Annotated in this window: 20 protein-coding genes and 1 pseudogene; 8 read left to right on the forward strand and 13 right to left on the reverse strand. The window is 40.4% G+C overall.

Going from position 1 to position 17,641, the window contains the following annotated elements:
• From RT269_RS16375 to RT269_RS16395, 5 genes and pseudogenes are all read left to right on the forward strand, one after another.
• Nucleotides 1–227, forward strand: a pseudogene (locus RT269_RS16375) (riboflavin synthase); the annotation flags it as partial.
• An 11-nt stretch (nucleotides 228–238) separates the two neighbouring features.
• Nucleotides 239–1,438: a bifunctional 3,4-dihydroxy-2-butanone-4-phosphate synthase/GTP cyclohydrolase II gene (locus tag RT269_RS16380; RefSeq protein ID WP_313184133.1), complete on the forward strand. Its 1,200-nt coding sequence runs from the start codon at nucleotides 239–241 to the stop codon at nucleotides 1,436–1,438.
• Between the two features lie 24 nt (nucleotides 1,439–1,462).
• The gene (ribH, locus tag RT269_RS16385) at nucleotides 1,463–1,933 is read left to right on the forward strand and encodes a 6,7-dimethyl-8-ribityllumazine synthase (protein ID WP_313184135.1); all 471 of its coding nucleotides are present in this window, start codon (nucleotides 1,463–1,465) and stop codon (nucleotides 1,931–1,933) included.
• A gap of 621 nt (nucleotides 1,934–2,554) precedes the next feature.
• A complete protein-coding gene (locus RT269_RS16390; protein WP_331664178.1) occupies nucleotides 2,555–2,824 on the forward strand; it encodes a DUF2087 domain-containing protein in 270 nt (89 codons plus the stop codon).
• A gap of 223 nt (nucleotides 2,825–3,047) precedes the next feature.
• Nucleotides 3,048–3,584 carry a flavin reductase family protein gene (locus RT269_RS16395; RefSeq protein WP_313184138.1) on the forward strand — a complete coding sequence of 179 codons (537 nt, stop codon included), beginning with the start codon at nucleotides 3,048–3,050 and terminating at the stop codon, nucleotides 3,582–3,584.
• A gap of 132 nt (nucleotides 3,585–3,716) precedes the next feature.
• Here the strand turns inward: RT269_RS16395 and RT269_RS16400 are convergent, their stop codons facing one another.
• The 5 genes from RT269_RS16400 to RT269_RS16420 all read right to left on the reverse strand — a co-directional run bounded on the left by RT269_RS16400 (nucleotide 3,717) and on the right by RT269_RS16420 (nucleotide 8,341).
• The gene (locus tag RT269_RS16400) at nucleotides 3,717–4,238 is read right to left on the reverse strand and encodes a nitroreductase family protein (protein WP_313184139.1); all 522 of its coding nucleotides are present in this window, start codon (nucleotides 4,236–4,238) and stop codon (nucleotides 3,717–3,719) included.
• A 141-nt stretch (nucleotides 4,239–4,379) separates the two neighbouring features.
• Entirely contained in the window at nucleotides 4,380–5,372 is a 993-nt protein-coding gene (locus tag RT269_RS16405) for an ABC transporter substrate-binding protein (RefSeq protein ID WP_313184141.1), read from the reverse strand.
• 86 nt (nucleotides 5,373–5,458) lie between these two features.
• Entirely contained in the window at nucleotides 5,459–6,493 is a 1,035-nt protein-coding gene (locus RT269_RS16410; RefSeq protein WP_313184142.1) for a FecCD family ABC transporter permease, read from the reverse strand.
• Nucleotides 6,490–7,545: a FecCD family ABC transporter permease gene (locus tag RT269_RS16415; protein ID WP_313184144.1), complete on the reverse strand. Its 1,056-nt coding sequence runs from the start codon at nucleotides 7,543–7,545 to the stop codon at nucleotides 6,490–6,492. Before RT269_RS16415 ends, RT269_RS16410 begins: the two co-directional genes overlap by 4 nt.
• 4 nt (nucleotides 7,546–7,549) lie before the next feature.
• Complete coding sequence (locus tag RT269_RS16420) at nucleotides 7,550–8,341, reverse strand: ABC transporter ATP-binding protein (RefSeq protein WP_313184146.1); 792 nt, start codon at nucleotides 8,339–8,341, stop codon at nucleotides 7,550–7,552.
• A gap of 251 nt (nucleotides 8,342–8,592) precedes the next feature.
• On the opposite strand from RT269_RS16420, the gene RT269_RS16425 reads away from it, so the two are divergent.
• Nucleotides 8,593–9,657, forward strand: coding sequence for a helix-turn-helix domain-containing protein (locus RT269_RS16425; protein ID WP_313184148.1), 1,065 nt, complete (start codon nucleotides 8,593–8,595; stop codon nucleotides 9,655–9,657).
• 83 nt (nucleotides 9,658–9,740) lie between these two features.
• Nucleotides 9,741–10,241 carry a cupin domain-containing protein gene (locus RT269_RS16430; RefSeq protein WP_313184149.1) on the forward strand — a complete coding sequence of 167 codons (501 nt, stop codon included), beginning with the start codon at nucleotides 9,741–9,743 and terminating at the stop codon, nucleotides 10,239–10,241.
• A 94-nt stretch (nucleotides 10,242–10,335) separates the two neighbouring features.
• Here RT269_RS16430 and RT269_RS16435 read toward each other — a convergent pair whose 3' ends face one another.
• The 6 genes from RT269_RS16435 to RT269_RS16460 all read right to left on the reverse strand — a co-directional run bounded on the left by RT269_RS16435 (nucleotide 10,336) and on the right by RT269_RS16460 (nucleotide 15,168).
• Entirely contained in the window at nucleotides 10,336–10,671 is a 336-nt protein-coding gene (locus RT269_RS16435; protein ID WP_313184150.1) for a phage holin family protein, read from the reverse strand.
• 326 nt (nucleotides 10,672–10,997) lie between these two features.
• Nucleotides 10,998–11,441 (reverse strand): SHOCT-like domain-containing protein, encoded by a 444-nt coding sequence (locus RT269_RS16440; protein ID WP_313184152.1) that lies wholly within the window; start codon nucleotides 11,439–11,441, stop codon nucleotides 10,998–11,000.
• A gap of 18 nt (nucleotides 11,442–11,459) precedes the next feature.
• Nucleotides 11,460–11,849, reverse strand: a complete 390-nt coding sequence (locus tag RT269_RS16445; RefSeq protein WP_313184153.1) for a DUF2089 domain-containing protein — start codon at nucleotides 11,847–11,849, stop codon at nucleotides 11,460–11,462.
• 501 nt (nucleotides 11,850–12,350) lie between these two features.
• Nucleotides 12,351–13,634 (reverse strand): 4Fe-4S dicluster domain-containing protein, encoded by a 1,284-nt coding sequence (locus tag RT269_RS16450; RefSeq protein ID WP_313184155.1) that lies wholly within the window; start codon nucleotides 13,632–13,634, stop codon nucleotides 12,351–12,353.
• A gap of 48 nt (nucleotides 13,635–13,682) precedes the next feature.
• Nucleotides 13,683–14,192, reverse strand: coding sequence for a GNAT family N-acetyltransferase (locus RT269_RS16455; protein WP_313184156.1), 510 nt, complete (start codon nucleotides 14,190–14,192; stop codon nucleotides 13,683–13,685).
• A 121-nt stretch (nucleotides 14,193–14,313) separates the two neighbouring features.
• The gene (locus tag RT269_RS16460) at nucleotides 14,314–15,168 is read right to left on the reverse strand and encodes a helix-turn-helix domain-containing protein (protein WP_313184158.1); all 855 of its coding nucleotides are present in this window, start codon (nucleotides 15,166–15,168) and stop codon (nucleotides 14,314–14,316) included.
• A 150-nt stretch (nucleotides 15,169–15,318) separates the two neighbouring features.
• Between RT269_RS16460 and RT269_RS16465 the strand changes: the two genes are divergently transcribed.
• Entirely contained in the window at nucleotides 15,319–16,482 is a 1,164-nt protein-coding gene (locus RT269_RS16465; protein WP_313184160.1) for an epoxide hydrolase family protein, read from the forward strand.
• A gap of 206 nt (nucleotides 16,483–16,688) precedes the next feature.
• On the opposite strand, the gene RT269_RS16470 is transcribed toward RT269_RS16465, so the two are convergent.
• Together RT269_RS16470 and RT269_RS16475 are read right to left on the reverse strand one after the other, a co-directional pair.
• Nucleotides 16,689–17,222, reverse strand: coding sequence for a GNAT family N-acetyltransferase (locus RT269_RS16470; protein ID WP_313184162.1), 534 nt, complete (start codon nucleotides 17,220–17,222; stop codon nucleotides 16,689–16,691).
• Between the two features lie 43 nt (nucleotides 17,223–17,265).
• A partial coding sequence (locus tag RT269_RS16475; RefSeq protein ID WP_331664179.1) for a hypothetical protein occupies nucleotides 17,266–17,641 on the reverse strand: 376 nt, incomplete at its 5' end.

The raw sequence follows: 17,641 nt of genomic DNA on the forward strand, positions 1-17,641 counted from the left end.
TTGCGATCGACGGAATCAGTCTTACCGTAGCAAAGGTTGAAAGGGACTTGTTCAGCGTTTCTATCATCCCCCATACTGCGTCAATAACTACTTTATCAAACAGAAGCGTTGGTGATACGGTCAATCTTGAGAACGACTGTATCGGTAAATATGTGGAACGGCTGATGGGCATACAGCAATCCAAACATAACATCACCGCCGACTTTCTTACAAAATATGGATTTTAGGAGGAATTAAAATGGTTCAATTTAACACCATAGAAGAAGCACTGGATGAGCTGCGGCAAGGAAATATTGTTCTGGTGACAGACGATGAAGACCGGGAAAATGAAGGTGATTTTATTTGTGCCGCTGAATTTGCTGCCACGGACCATGTGAATTTTATGGCAGTCCATGGCAAAGGACTCATCTGCATGCCAATGAGCGAGGAGTTATGTAAAAAGCTGAAACTCCCCCAGATGGTCACTGATAATAATGATAACCACGAAACTGCCTTTACTGTGTCCATCGATCATATCGATACCACCACCGGAATTTCAGCAGCAGAACGCAGCCTTACTGCCAGGAAATGCGTGGAGGACAATGCAAGGCCGGAAGATTTCCGCCGGCCCGGTCATATGTTCCCTCTCCTTGCAAGAAAAAACGGCGTCCTGGAGCGAAACGGACATACCGAAGCTACGGTGGATCTCATGCGGCTGGCAGGATTAAAGGAATGCGGTCTGTGCTGCGAGATCATGCAGGAGGACGGAACCATGATGCGCACACCGGATTTGATGGCACTGGCTGAAAAGTGGGGGCTAAAAATAATTACCATAAAAGCCTTACAGGAGTACCGCAAAAGAAAAGATAAGCTTGTTGAACAGGCCACCTGCGCTGATCTTCCGACAAAATACGGTGATTTCAAGGTTTATGGGTACATCAATAAGCTAAACGGGGAGCATCATGTGGCATTAGTAAAAGGTGAGATCGGTGATGGCCAAAATCTTTTATGCCGTGTTCATTCCGAATGCCTCACCGGCGACGCGTTCGGCTCTGAGCGCTGTGATTGCGGCCAGCAGTTTGCGGCAGCAATGACACAAATAGAGAAGGAAGGCCGCGGAATTCTGCTTTATATGCGCCAGGAAGGCCGCGGAATTGGATTGATCAATAAACTGCGTGCCTATGCCCTTCAGGATAAGGGTATGGATACTCTGGAAGCTAATCTCGCCCTTGGCTTTGATGGTGATATGCGGGAATATTTTATCGGTGCACAGATTCTGTGTGACCTTGGAGTAAAAACATTGCGCCTGCTCACAAACAACCCTGACAAAGTCTATCAGCTTTCTGGCTTTGGGATAGAGATTACAGAGAGAATTCCCATCCAGATGGATGCTAACGCTAATGATCTGTTTTATCTAAAAACCAAGCAGGAAAAAATGGGCCATATTTTGAATTATTAATATATTTCTGAAGGAGAGCTTACAATGAAAACATTTGAAGGAAAACTCGTATCAAAGGATATTAAAATCGGCATTGTTGCTGCACGTTTCAATGAATTTATAACCGGGAAATTATTAAGCGGTGCTTTGGATGGGCTAAAGCGCCATGAGGTCCGTGATGACAGCATAGACATCGCATGGGTTCCCGGAGCTTTTGAAATTCCGCTAATTGCCTCTAAAATGGCAAAAAGCGGGAAATATGACGCGGTGATCTGCCTTGGTGCAGTCATTCGCGGCAGCACAACTCACTACGATTATGTGTGCAATGAGGTGTCCAAAGGCATTGCCAGTATATCCTTAAGCTGTGATATTCCTGTTATGTTTGGCGTGCTGACCACAGAAAACATCGAGCAGGCCATTGAGCGTGCAGGCACCAAGGCCGGCAACAAAGGCTTTGACTGTGCGATGGGAGCCATTGAAATGGTCAACCTCATCCGTGAGATCGATGCCCGTTAAGGACAGGATGATCCATTCCATAGAACATGGGGCGGGTAAAAACACTAATTCCTAACATGATCAAAGCAGCCATATAAAAAGGAATATGTGCTGCTTCCCATCTTTTCAAACACAATACCATAGAGGAACTGTCCAAGAGGATCCGTACACATACACATACAAATACACATAACACAAGAAATGACTTTCCCGGTTAATTCTTTTGGCGTTAATAACTGAAGATATGTCATTTCTTGTATTTGGAATAGTGTTGACAATACCAATATCAGAGAACACCCCATAAGCAAAACAATATAAATCTCCATTGGCCCTTTTAGAACCTGAAGTGCAGCCCTCCTAAAAGAATGGAACGCGCACATCCCATTAAGAGAAATGGAATCGTCTTTGATTTCAGTATCTTTGAAAATACTCCGGCGATATCATACTTTTTAGACTGTCCTCATCAAGCGGGAATTTGTAAATGGATTACAGGCCAATCGTGGAACTCTACGGAGCGTTTATTGAAAAACCTGTAACCAGGAGCTACAATTATTCTTGGGGAAAAGGCATGTAAAACGATGAAACTGATCATTTCATTCATTTTAATGTTGTAACTATTTTATTGGAAAGGAAAAGATGAATTTGGAACATAAAATTAATATAGATAAATTTCTTGATGATCACGGAAAAATAATGCAATTACCTCAAAAGCAAACCATTAGAATGGCTGCACTCTGTTATCTGGCAGAAAAATTTGAATCAGACCGTAATTATACTGAAAAGGAAGTGAACTCCATCTGCGAAGAATGGCATACTTTCGGAGATTATTTCATACTCAGGCGGGAACTTATTGATAATGGTTTATTATGCCGCGAGCCAAACGGCTCTCGTTATTGGAAACCTAAAAATTAAAAAAGTTATGCCTCTTTCCATTACCGTTCACTACGCTGTGGCTGACGGATATCAAGTGGGGTTGTTCTTTGAAAAGTCCAAGACTGGTATCTCCGCCCCTGAAAGCTGGATATAGTTGCTGTCACTCTCCTTTTTCATAGTATCTAACCTAAAAGTGCATACTTGCTAATATAATTAACCTATCATAATATTATAAATATAAAATGACAAGGAGGATAACACAATGAAAAAGGAAATAGAAGTATTTGATTATACCAATGAGATTATGAAAGCACTAAAAACAGGCGTATTGCTTACCACAAAGACAGATGACAAGGTGAATTCCATGACAATTTCCTGGGGCACCCTGGGAATTGAATGGTCAAAACCGATCTTTACTGTTTTCGTTAGAGAAAATCGCTTTACAAAACTTCAACTGGAAAAAAATCCTGAATTCACGATAAATATACCATATGGTGATTTTGATAAAAAGATCCTGGGGGTTTGCGGGACAAAATCCGGTCATTCCATTGATAAAATCAAAGAGCTTAACCTGACACTTGAAACACCCAATGCTATTTCTGTTCCTGCTATTAAGGAACTTCCTTTAACGCTTGAGTGCAGGGTCGTATATAAGCAAAAGCAAGATGAGCATGAAATTACCGAAGAATACAGAAACGCATTTTACCCACAGGATGTAGACAGTTCATTCCACGGTGCAAACAAAGATTTTCATACCGCTTATTACGGAGAGATTCTAAGTGCATATATTATCGAATAATATCAATATCAGGCCTGTTTTTGTTCGTATGGGACCGATATTATATAGCTTTCAGGCATAACTAAAACCTCCTGTCGTATTTTAGTCTTACGGCAAGAGGTCTTTTTTTGCAATATCCTATTTTAATTAGATCTAAAATTTGTTGTAATGAAGCTTTTGATAGAGCAGTGTACTTTCTTCATATGGCTTTTTCTCCTCTGCAGGATAGCCAATGGCAATCATACATTCAACTCTATATTGCTCAGGTATTTCCAGAACTTCTCTTATATAATCTCCTGCTGTCTCCTGCTCTGTATGGAATCTTTCTCTTACTTGAATCCAACACGACCCAAGATCTAAGTCCTGTACCGTCAATTGAATAATCGTTGACGCTATGGAAGTATCCTCAATCCAGATGTCACTTGCACCTTTATCCGCTAAGACTACAATTGCCAAAGGAGCACCTGCTAAAAACTGAGAACCAGGTTCTCTGCAAAGAGAGAGCCGGCGGATCAGATCCGCATCGGTGACGGCGATAAACTGCCAGGGCCTGATGGACCGGGATGATGGAGACAGCAGGGCACTTTTAAGAATCACATCGATCTTTTCTTTTTCAACTTCCTTATTTTGAAACTTTCTAATGCTTCTCCTGGATTTTAAAATGTCGAATAACATAAATTGCTCCTTTCTATGTCCTTTGGGGTTGGTTGCCTTATTAATTTTATCCCTAGAGATAAAGAAAGTCAATGATACAAACACCTCCCATACTGCCATCTGCTGTCAGGAGGTATTCTGCTCTTTATGAATGCACAAATATTATTTCATGGTATTTAGTATGGAATCCGTTACGATTTTTAACTGCTGTAGTACAGCGACAGGGTCATAGTAATAAATTTTTTCAAAAGGTAATTCAATGACCCTGTTATTTTGTACTGCCGGAAGGCTCTTCCATACAGAGGTTTTTTTCATCTCCTCTACATCTTTGCTTGGTTCCCCATTTGCCGTATAAATAGTAACAAACATATAATCCGGCGCATACTCTGAGAGTGCTTCAATAGAAATTTCTGCCCAGCCCTGTCCGTCACTGACTTCCTGTAACTTCTCCTGCTGCTTCATCCCAAGTCCTGATGTCAGAACTTGTCCGCCCCTTCCCATATTATCACCGAATGCATATACTTTTCCATTGGCAAATTCAAAGAGACCCACACTGGCATTCATATCCATTCCGGCTTCCTTTAAACGTTCAGCCTGTATTGCGGCTTCTGTTTCAAATGCTTTAATCCATTCTTCTGCTTCTGACTGCTTATTTAACATCTCTCCAAAATAACGAATGGAGGATTTAATATCTCGATTGGTATTAAAGGGGATAAAAACCGTAGGTGCTATCTTCTCCATTTCGGCCAGTCCTTCTTCTGAATCTGTAATAATAAGATCAGGATCCAGAGCAAGAACCTCTTCGACATTCATGGGGTAACCAACATCTTTTATCCGGGCCTTTTTTTCTTCATCAAGATAAGGATTCGCAAGACTCCATTCTTCACTTCCTGCAACAGGTATTCCTAAAACCATAACTTCTCCAAGATAAGTACGCACTACCACTCTCTGAGGAGCATCAGGGATTTCTATTAATCCATTTACTGCCTTAAAAGTATGGGTTCCGCCTTTTACAGGTTTAAAGGCACTTGTGCTATCCAGTGTGCTCTCCGCCTGTGATGCGCCAGTTGCAGCAGTCTCCTTATTCGCTCCGCAGCCTGTAAGAATTACAGCGATCAAGCCCAGACCTATAAACATACCAGTTCGTCGTTTCATTTTCAACACCATATACTACTCATTTTCGTAGTAAAGCCGCATAAATCATTTAGCGGCATCCTTTCATTCAATTCGTATAAAAACATTTAATTATATTTTATGATCAAATATATAAAATAGGGCGCACCTACCATAGCAACCATTAACCCAATTGGTATCCCATCAGGAGAAAATATAAATTTGGCACAGACGTCTGCAAGCAAGGTGATTCCGATTCCAATACATGCGGCAACAGGAAGATAATATTTACTTAATCCACCGGTAAGCCTGCGCGCGATATGAGGCGAAAGAAGCCCCAGAAAACTGATGGTTCCACCTGCTGCCACCGCTATGGAAGCGAAGGCTACAGCCGTTAACAAAAGCAGCAAACGGCTCTTTTCCGTCTTAACACCTAAGGTTACTCCCCACTCATCTCCTAACCTCAGAATATCAAGTTCCTGCGTCTGCCTGCTTAAAAAGATGCAAAGAATCACAGTCCATCCGCCAAGAAGTGCGATCAACGGCCAATCGGCTTTCCATATGTCGCCGGATAACCACGCCATTGCCCTGTTAAAATTGTATTCATTCATTTTTAATTGGAAAATTAAAATCAAGGCATTGATGACAGCATTTATGGCCACCCCTGTAAGCAGCAGTCTTATAACAGATATTCCTTTGCTCCAGGTCAGCAAATAGACGATCATTGCCGTCAAAAGTCCTCCGCCTATGGCAATCACAGGCAGTATCCAATACTGGGCGGCATTTACGATATGTGTATCTCCGCCGGAAAAGTAAATATATAATACGACAAAAAGTCCTGCTCCCGAATTAATCCCCATGACTCCGGAATCAACCAGATCATTTCTGGTAATGCCCTGCAGAAGCGCTCCGCTGAGTGCCATACCAGTTCCCACGATCAAAATCATTGCCAGCCTTGGCAGGCGGAAAGAAAACAGTACCAATTCATTTTTAGAAGTTCCTGCCCCTGCTAACGTCCGGATCATATCACCAGGAGAAATAGATATTGCTCCCATGTTGAGGGAAATGACAATCGTAATAACAATAAGTAATATACCGATGGCTAATATCCGTTTGTACCTTTTTGCAGCAAGATACCTTACATCCGTTTGTTTTTGTTTCACTGTGCAATCTCCCCTCCGTGCTTTTTCTGAGTTTTTGCCAGGTACAAAAAGAACGGTGCACCTATTAGAGCTGTAATAGCGCCTACCGGAATTTCAAGAGGTGCACTGACAGAACGTGCCATAAAATCTGCCGCTCCCAGCAAAAATGCCGACATAACGGCAACCGCCGGAAGTAAGTAAGAAAAACGGCTGCCAAACAGCAGTCTTGCTATATGTGGTATGCACAGTCCGACAAATCCTACATTTCCGATTACGGAAACACTGATTCCCGTACCGATCACCACCACCAGAAGTCCTGCTTTACGGGCTCTGTCTACATTGGCTCCCAGTCCCGTTGAAAGCTCATCCCCTAAAACCATCAGGGCAAAATCCTTCCGGTAAAGCAGAATAATAAGTAAAATCCCAAGTAAGCTGACAGCCAAAAACAAAATGTCTGTTGCATTAATTCCTGCAAGGCTGCCTGCTATCCAGAAGCTTAAACTTCTGGAAGTCCTGCTTCGGATTCCTATTATCAGGGATAAACTGCCAAAGAAGTTAGAAACAGCGGTTCCTGCAAGCATTAGTTTCAGAGGATCCGTTCTTCTTCCCATTTTACTGGATAAGAGGCTGACAAACAGCATGGCCAGCGCAGCACCTGCCATGGCTGTTATGGAACGCTGTACCGAACCGATATTCATACTGATGGCATAGCAAATTGCTATTACCAGACTGGCTCCCCCTGAAACACCAAGAAGGGAGGGGTCGCCAAGGGGATTATTGCTGATGCTTTGCATAATCAGTCCGCAGATGCCAAGTATGCAGCCGGTCAATAAAGCGCCTATGACCCTTGGAAGGCGTACGGTATATATAATCTGGTGTGCCTGATTCATAGGGTCATATGCGACGGCGATTTCCCACAGGGTTTTCAAGGAATAATTTTTTAAGCCCATCAGCAAACTGGCTGTTATAAGTACGCATATAAGGATTCCCAAAGCAAATATCAGCCTGTACAGCCTTTTTCGTAAGTCTATTGCACGATCTGTTTTTTTCATGTATTTTTTCTTATACTGCATGTTTTTATGCCTTCTCAACTTGATCATAGGATAGGAATGCCGGCCGGTTGCTTCTTGGATCAAGAATAATTTTTGCATCTATTTGAAATACATCCCTAAGCATTTCACTGGTAAAAACATCCCGGACTTCTCCTTTGTACAAAATATCTCCGCTTTTTAAACAAATTAAATCATCTGCAAACCTTGCCGCCTGATTTAAATCATGAATGACCAGCACGATCGTCTTTTTAAACTCCTGATTTAACTTCTTTAAAAGCTTGAGTATTTCCAATTGGTGAGTTAAATCCAAAAACGTGGTGGGCTCATCCAGCAATAAAATTTTGCTGTCCTGTGCCAGGGTCAATGCAATCCAGGCTCTTTGACGCTGGCCTCCGGATAATGCATGAATATCCCTGTCGCGAAATTCCCAGGTACCGGTTAATTTCATGGCCTCTTCCACTTTTTTATGGTCTTCTTTTGTCAGATCGTTTTTATATCGTTTCAAATAAGGATACCTGCCAAAACAGACCAGCTCATAGACATTGATTCCAAGAGGGGCTTGAGGATTTTGGGGCAATAATGATAAATGTCTGGCTATTTCCTTCGTATCGTATGCCGCCAAAGGTTCATCAAACAGTATTACATCACCGGCTGAAGGCTTTAACAGTCTTGCAAAGCCTTTTAAAAGGGTGGACTTTCCGCTCCCGTTTGCACCGATCAATGCTGTGATTTTCCCTTCCCTGATCCCAGCATCAAGCTGATGAACCACTTCTTTCCCCTCATAACACAGGGAAAGCCCTTTTGCGCTTAACTCCATGGATATTCCTCCAAATCTTTCTAAATTCTGCCAGCTGTTTCTCGTATTATTTGATTAAAGTTTCTTTACATGCTTCTAAAAATAACCTATAATGCAAGAGTTAGAACAGACTAACCGGCAGAACAGGGTTGATTATAGCGAAAATGATATCGGTTGTCAAGCGCAGCATCTGATGGGGATATAATTTCTCCTTTTAAGGGCTAAAATGAGAAAATACAGAGAAATACAAAGAAGGCAGAGGGATTTACATTATGATATATAAAAATATGGATGATTATCATGCCGGTTTTTTCCGGCATCTTCAATTTGAACCTAAAAATATGGGGTTTTATTCCTTATATTCCCATCCCAAAAACCCGGATTTAGGAAAGATTTATTGCTTTGAGAAAGAGGGATATTATAAGCTATTTATCAGTAATTATACTCCTGTACGAACTTTCACCCTAAAATTTTCGATCGAAGAACCTTATTTTCAAATGAGCAATCTTTTAAAAGGGGAAGCGGAATATCAGCTTATGGGACAACCTTTATTCAAATTATGTCCCACTTCATTTTTATTAACTGGAACCGGCAGAAAAGGGACCCAGACCTGGAAAGCGGGGCAGCATTATCATGCTGCTGAAATTGTAATAAGAGAAAGATACTTTAAGGAATACCTGGCGAAAACCTATGCGCCTTACTGTATCAGATTTGAGGATCTACCACCAAACCTTTTACAAAATTCACTTTCTCCCATACTGCTGCAGCTTCTCCAAAACCTCGAATATCATGCGAACCTTGACACTCTTACCCCTATGCTTATAGAAAGTAAAGTTTTAGAGATCATATCAGAACTCACCAAAACCTACTCTCAGAAGATGATTACGAAAACTCTCTCAGGACCCTCCCAACTGATCATTACCTTACCTTCCGGAAAAAACATACTGTTAAGTGAGGACGATCAAAAAGCGCTTCACGAAGCACATAATATTCTGACTCTGGAGGTATGTACTCCGCCCACCATACAGGAACTGGCCGGACGGGTGTATTTGAATACGCAGAAATTAAAGGCAGGATTTTCTCATCTGTATCATATGTCCATCCATCAATATGTGACTTCTCTTCGTATGTCCATTGCCTGCAATCTCTTAAGTGAATCTTCTCTCTCCGTTTCCAGCGTTTCAAAGCAGGTAGGATACCATAACTGCAGTAAATTTATTACGATGTTCCAGCGTCACCACGGTATGACTCCGCTTAAGTACCGGAATTCCTTATCAGAGGCAAATTCAAATAATAAAGTGGACGAACCTGGTTCAGTGAAATTAAAAAGTTTTTAAATTCATGAAATTTGTGGATTTAAATTTACATATCCAAATAATAAGATATAATAAAATAAGGAAAAGTTGAAAGGAGTTACACTATGAATACCGCAGATTACTTTATTAAAAACTTGAACATGACACCGCATCCGGAAGGCGGGTTTTATAAGGAGATTTATGCGTCCGAAGAAAATATAACCTCAAATGATTTAAAGGTTGAATTTGAAGGGTCTCGAATCCTTTGGACAAGTATCTATTTTTTACTTAGGGACGGAGAAGTATCTAACTTCCACAGGCTTAAATCTGATGAAATGTGGTACTACCATTCAGGTTCTCCGCTAACGATTTATATGATCAGCCCAGAAGGAGAGTTTTTCACGGAACAGCTTGGACTCGACATAGAAAATGGTGAAAAACCTCAAATATTAGTGCCGAAAAATTATATATTTGGTTCCGCTATGAATCATGAAGGATATGCATTGGTCGGCTGCATGGTATCGCCAGGATTTGAGTTTAGAGATTTTGAGTTATTTAAAAGAAATGATCTGATAGCAAAATATCCCCAGCACCAGCAGATCATTCATAAACTGACTACCGATTAATCATTGTTTAATATGTTAATCCTACCCTGCCCAGGCCGGACAGCTTAAGAGGATAGTCCAAAGTTATATTTGGACTATCCTCTTCATTTGACGCCTAATTCCTATCCTTTAGCATATGGTTAACGATAACGATGACAAAAGCGGCAAGCAGTGAATTAAGAAAGCCGCCCATACTTATACCTGTTACAAAATGATCTGCAATCATGATCGTCCAGGCATTTACAATAAAGCTGAATAATCCTAAGGTCAGCAGGCTGACCGGTAATGTAATCAATAGCAGAATCGGCTTTAATATAAAGTTTACTGCTAACAGCACCAATCCCATAATAAGAAGCGCTGAGATACTGCCAATATAAATCGTGGGTATTACCAATGACAGCAGATATATCGCTATTATTATAGATATATATTTTATGAACAGTTTCGACATTATTACCTCCAATAAACATGCTTTACCTGATTTTAATTAATACTTTGACTTCGTCAGTTGTAATATCGACAAGATCATATGGTTCATCCCCGGCCAAAGAATCCAGCAGTTTTTTAGTCATGATAACGAGTTCTTTCACTGAATAGATTGTGATTGGGGCGGCTGAACCCGGATCAGGCAATTTCGGTATAAAAAAACATGTGGCAGTCAATAAGTCCTGAAAACTGTCCAATAATTCCTGTAAGATATACAAGGGGATTGGTAAGGGAATACGTATGAACCTTCTGTTCTCAACCCGGAGCTTGATCCACAAAAAACGACAGCCCCTAATCGACATAAACTCTCACCTTTACCATCGCCTTATGGCCTTCATCCCAGGCTTCCACATCAACGATATTCGGGTCATCCAGGGTACCGTTTATGATCTCCTCGATGATCTTTGCAAAATCGATGCTGGAAATATCGATCCCCTTTGATTCCATCTCCCTTCTGGCATCCGCAGGAACCATAGTAGTCATCTTATCAGCAATTTCACTGATCGTGGTCAGCAGGCGCAACGGTATATTTACATTAACATTAACGGAGCTGTTATCCGACGTAACCTTTACCTTAAGGAACTTATAGTTTCGTCTTGCAGCAGTTACGGTTTCAACCTTCTGGATCGCTTCTGTCTCCTTTGTCACATTCAAAGCTTCCAAAAGTTCCATCCCTTCGGCAGCGGTAATCTGCCCTTTTTCTATCATTTCCAGTATTTTCTGTTGTTCACTCATAGTCTGACCTCCTATTAATTATAGATTTTTAATTCGTTCCGTTGCTTCCTTTGGAGAGATTTCACCACTTGATAATTGATCAAGAATTTCATTCCTTGCGGCTGTTTTATCTTCACTTTCCTTAATCAATTCTTTTGATGATACTTCATATCCAAGACCTCTTATGACTGAATCCAGTTTACCGCGGACCGTGGGATAAGAGATTCCCAGTTCTTTCTCAACATCCTTGATATTACCGCGACATCTTATGAACACCTTGACAAACTCAAGATCCTCTTCTGGAAGACGGCAGAATTCACAAGGCTGGAAATCGCCTTCAATGGCTGTAGAACATCTGGGACAGCTTAGCTTGGTTATGGAAAGCTTCTCACCGCATACGGGACATTTACCCGGAGCTTTGTATTTCATATTTTCACCTTCCTGATGTAGTATTTGATTATAATATACAACCACATATTAAATATGTCAATATAAAAATCAATAATATTTATAATTATATTAAAATAATTAATTTAAAAATTAAATATATCAAACTCAACTTTTAAATATATTAATTAAGCCAGCCCATTTAATACTAAAAATCCACCATATGCTCTTTCGGGTCATCTTTTCCTTAAATATCCTTTTTTCTTAAAATATTTTTGAGTATCTCTTGATCATCTACTGTTAGATTATGTAATTATGCAGTCAATCTTGCCTTTATCTACCTTACAAAACATAATATCAGGATTTCTGAAACAAAAGGCTTTAATCGTACTTGATTGCTCACGCTACTTTAGATTTTTCCCTTTCTGCATCTTTATAAAAAGGCTAAGTTTACAGGTCCTTAAATGCGACCTAAAAACTTAGCCTCTTGATTTTATAGTAAGCTATATCTTGAAATTACTCCTCATTGTATCTGCATACATTTTACGACCTTTTTGTGCTCTTATTTGACAATAATTTATCCAAATATATGGACTTAAACTGCTTGCTGGCCATCATCTGTTTTAAAGGGGGTAATTTAAGAATAACTCCAAGTACTGCTGCCATTGCACGATGGTTGGCAAATGCCTGGTTATCAAATATAAGATTTTGCAGGGTTCCTTTTTCGATTGCCTGCAGCACAAATCTATGGGTACTGTTTACCGGTGTAATGACTTGTACCTCTCTTCGTACTAATTCAATGGCATTTTTAGGACAGCTCCGCACACATACACCACAGCCAAGGCATACCTCCTCGTCCACGTTAGCTGCTGCTTTCCCATCTTTGTTTTTTTGCATGGAAATCGCCAATACCGGACATACCTTTGCACATTTACCGCATCCTATACATTGTTCCGAAATGTTAGGTATATAATTCGTGGTAGCCACAGGCTGCATTGGGCTGAATTTTCTCGCTGCCTGTAAGGCTTCGCAACAGCAGCCGCAGCAATTGCAGATAAAGGCCGGGGCTTCACGAACATTTTCGCCAATTTGAACCAGATTCGCTGCATAAGAACGTTCTAATACATCCATTGCTTCTTTCTTATCAATTAATCTTGCATGCTGCCCATTTTCTGCAAGAGAACGGGCCACATTTCCAAGGGTGAGGCAAACATCCAACGGGGCATTTATTTCACATGGGTGGCCTGCATGCAGCATCTTATGCCTGCAATAACAGGTTCCAAGGCCTATATAAGCTGCATCATCAATAATATGGCTGGCTCTTTCATAATCCAAAATATGAATTGTGTTTTCACTTGTCAAAACCGGCTCCTGAACATAGACTCGTCCAAGATATGTCTCTGTAGCGAAAAATAAATCCTTAACAAAATCTTCCTCTACATTCATGTATTGATAATACAATTCACTTAAATATTTCTGATCAATATCGCCTCTTGTTCGCATCAATGCAAATTCGATGAACCCTGCCATCGGCGGCGGCATTACAAATTGACGTACCCCATTATAAAATGAATCCACAAGTAACGCTTTCTCGCAAAGATGCTCTAAAAAAGCTTCTGCCTTCCATTCACTGGTGTTCCAGATTTTAGCTGCTTTTTTTGCTGTAAATGGACGAACCGGCAATAATGCGACCCATTTGGCTTCTTTTTCTGTATATAGGACTTGCAAAATTTTATACAGGCTTTCCGTTGGCGGAGCCCCTTGTGTGAACCAATTGATTCTTTCTTCTAAATTCTTATAGGCATCTTTGCTTGTAATATGTCCCATGGATTCACCTTCCTAATATAAAGTATGGATCGTGTTATATCTGATTTTTCAATCTTCTTTAATCAGTGCATACATTTTCATATCGAGAATAACCCCATTTTTTATTGCATTCTTTCTCAGGATACCTTCACACTGGAATCCTGCCTTTTCAAGAATATGACAAGATGCCGTATTATAAGCAAAGGGTTCTGCAAAAATCCTGATAATATCCGTATTTTCAAAAATATAACTGCAAGTTTGTTTCACTGCACTTGTACCAATTCCTTTTCCCCAATAGGATTCTGCTATATAATACCCCATTTCAGCACTTCTAACATGAATGTTGTTACAGCGGAACACTCCAATGCTTCCGATCGCTTTATCATCTACCGTAATTGCAAAAGCATATGTCTCTTCCTTGCCCGCTGACAACATAGAGGTAATGTATTCTTTCGCATTTGCAGCAGTATAGGGATAAGGTAATCCATCTCTAAGATTATCCTGGATTTTCTTGTTATTTATCACTAATGCTAAATTTTCGGCATCCTCTATCTGCCATTCCCGTATTTTACACTCCACTTAAATATCTCCCTTCTAATTAGAATTCATCATTTTTAAATTTTAATCATCGGCTCTTATTCCTCACATGGAATCCCTCCTCCCAAACACCCTTGCTGCACCATGCTTTTGAGAAATCATCCTATATAGATGCGGCATGTTCACGGCAAATATTCCGATATGATGTAGGGGATACCCCTCTTTTAGCAGTAAATTGTTTTATAAAGTAAGTGTCATATTCAAATCCTGTTGAACGTGCAATTTCATTCAGACTCATGTCTGTGTGAATCAGAAGATCCCCTGCGACTTGCATTCGATACAACTGCAAATATCCCATTGCCGTACATCCGCATCTTTCTTTAAACATTTCATTTAAAGATACTCGGTTTAAGTGTGCACAGCTGGTTAAGTCTTCCAATATAATTTTATTTGAATAATTCGTGTATATATATTCTAAAACTAAATCAACTGGTGATTGTTCCGCCTGGCGATTTAGATTCTCAAGCAGACCCAATATTTGTATAAGGTATTTTTTTATTCTGCATACCCAAAGTGCATCGCTTTGGGCAAACACTTCTGTTCCAAGCACAAAAAACCACTCAAATAACTGCGGATATGCTTTAGCGGTTACAAGGGGTACCCCGGTTTGTGAATGATCTCTGCGAAAAAGCGAAAGGCCGGTTTGTATTCTTAAATTCGTTGAAACGTTGTCCAGTTTTTCGGAAATTCGTGTACTGTTTAAAAAATCTGTATGAAAGCTGAAGGATTGCGCTGATATATTGTTACTGTCAGATATTTTTATTGTATCATCTTTCGATAAACACATAATACCTGGTGCAGATATTTTCATTGGGCGGTCATTCAATATCCCTGTGATATTTCCATCCGTAATAAAAATAATTGTAAAACGCTCTTTATATGGAAGAGTTTTAAAGTCCTCGGCAGTAACAAATTCAATCTTTACCGTCCGGTTTTTATGGCGGTCAAATTGAGGCATTGCAGTCTCCCCTCTCTGCAGATAGTATAGTTAAAAACTTCATTTCTCTCATTGTATCATATTTTTAAAATGGTACACTTTAAATATATTTATTTTTCATCATATTATGGTGAAAATATTTGCATGAACCGATAATCGAAAGGAGAAATAATGGACATTGAACGTTTTCATATCCAAATATCCAACGAAACACTTGATGACCTAAAATACAGACTGGAGCATGTTCGCTGGCCAGACCAATTAGTAAATACCAGTTGGGAACGAGGTACTGATATTGGTTACTTAAAATCTCTGATTGCGTATTGGCGGGATCATTATGATTGGCGAGCACAAGAATCTGAATTGAACCGCTTTTCTCAGTTTCAAAGTGATATTGAGGGTATCAATGTGCACTTCATTCACGAACGCGGTAAAGGACCTTGCCCTTTGCCTATTATTCTTACTCACGGCTGGCCTGACAGTTATTTGCGTTACCGGAAGATTATCCCTCTTCTCACTGATCCGGCTCGCCACGGCGGTGACCCGGAAGACTCTTTCGATGTAATCGTTCCTTCAATCCCTGGATTTGGTTTTTCCAGCCGCCCTGAGCGTGGCGGTATGAACAATTGTCGTGTTTCTGAGCTTTGGTCTAAACTAATGACCGAAAAACTCGGCTATGAAAAGTTCGCTGCTGCAGGCGGAGATATGGGATCTGGTATTACGAGGTATTTAGCATTAAACCATCCGGAGCTTCTATACGGAATTCACCTGACTGACATCGGAATAATCAGAAGTCTTGCAAATACGAAAGAACAAGAGGATCTTTCAGAAGAAGAACTGCAATACAAAAGAAGTGCGCAAGAATGGATTTCCAATGAGGGAGCCTATATGTCTATTCAATCCACAAAACCTCAGACCATTTCCTACGGACTTTCTGACTCACCAGTCGGTTTGGCCGGCTGGATTATTGAAAAATTCCGTTCATGGAGCGATTGTAACGGCGACCTTCGACAAAAGTTCAGCGAGGATGAACTGCTCACGAATATAATGATCTATTGGGTTACAAATACTATAGGGTCATCAGCTAATATGTATTATGAAAACGTGCATTCTTTGCCTTTGATGGGGCGCATAGAGGTACCAACAGGCATTGCACTTTTCCCGGCTGATGTCTTGCTGCCACCTAAAAAATGGGCTGAGCAAAATCTGAATATAACCCGCTGGACATCTATGCCCCGCGGCGGTCATTTTACTGCCATGGAGGAACCCGAAGTTCTGGCAGATGATATTCGCGCATTCTTCAGACCATTTAGAACGAAGAACAAAACGAAATAAAATATTCTCAGATTCATAAATTCTCGGGTTAATAAGAACTAACGCCGAGCAGCGTGGTGGTTGCTCGGCGTGATGCGCTTATTTTGTTATCCTTAGCCTGTAAAATCGGTCATTCATGAGAAGACCCATTAAAACTTTCCTTGAGCTATCCAAGAAAATCTATTGGCCTGTAATTTTTATATGGTACAATTAAATTTTCAATTGCTCTAATCTTTAATCAAAGCTGACGTCTCGTATTCATAGGACGGATGATACAAACCCGTCGGCTCATAAAAGTTTAATCCAATATATTGAAAGCCCAGTCTCAAGAGCAGCTTTTCTGATGCCTTATTTTGCGGATGATGTCCTGCATACAATTTATCTGCTTTTAAAATATCAAAACTGTAATTTATGACGGCCCTTGCTGCCTCAGAGGCATACCCCATACCCCAGTATTTTTTTCGCAGATGAGAACCAAGCTCATAGGAATGTGGATCCGTTTTAAAGGGGCGGATACCGCAACAGCCAATCAGTTCATCTGTAGCAAGCTCAAAAACAGGCCAGTACTGTATATGAAACACCTCATCATTATGAATTTCAGTATCCAGGCGGTCAATGATATCCTGATGTGTAAACTTTCCGGCAGCACAAATAAACTGTGTGACCTCTTTATCTCCCCATAGCTGAGCAGCCAAATCCAAATCGGAAGCACTCCACTTGGAAAAACCAATCCGGTTTGTTTTTATAAAATACTCTCGCATCGCTCTATGCCTCCCTTACTATAAAAAAAATCCCCACTTGCTTTCATCCCGTATATGGTTTTGCAAATCTTTTTTCATAAGCACTATTCTTCTTAAGATTGAAATCCCAATAGTAGTTCGTTAATCCGGTCAAGAAGAATATAGAAAATAATATTTGAGTCCCTTTTGATAAATACTCCGATTTTTCATATTCTTTTTTCAAGTTAAAATCCATGATTCCTTTGCTGGCATAGGTTCTGCCTATTGATTCCATTTGATCAAAGAATTTTTTGTTGGCTTTTTCCGGTTTCATTTGAATACCTTCCACACCGCCTTTTATAATGGTTCCATCAAAGGATACCCCCAGCCTCTTTGTAATTAGTTCCAGATAATGTCTCAAATAGTACGACTGACTAGTCTCTGGAAAACCGGACTGAACT

Source organism: Lacrimispora sp., assembly GCF_032078915.1.
GTDB lineage: Bacteria > Bacillota > Clostridia > Lachnospirales > Lachnospiraceae > Lacrimispora.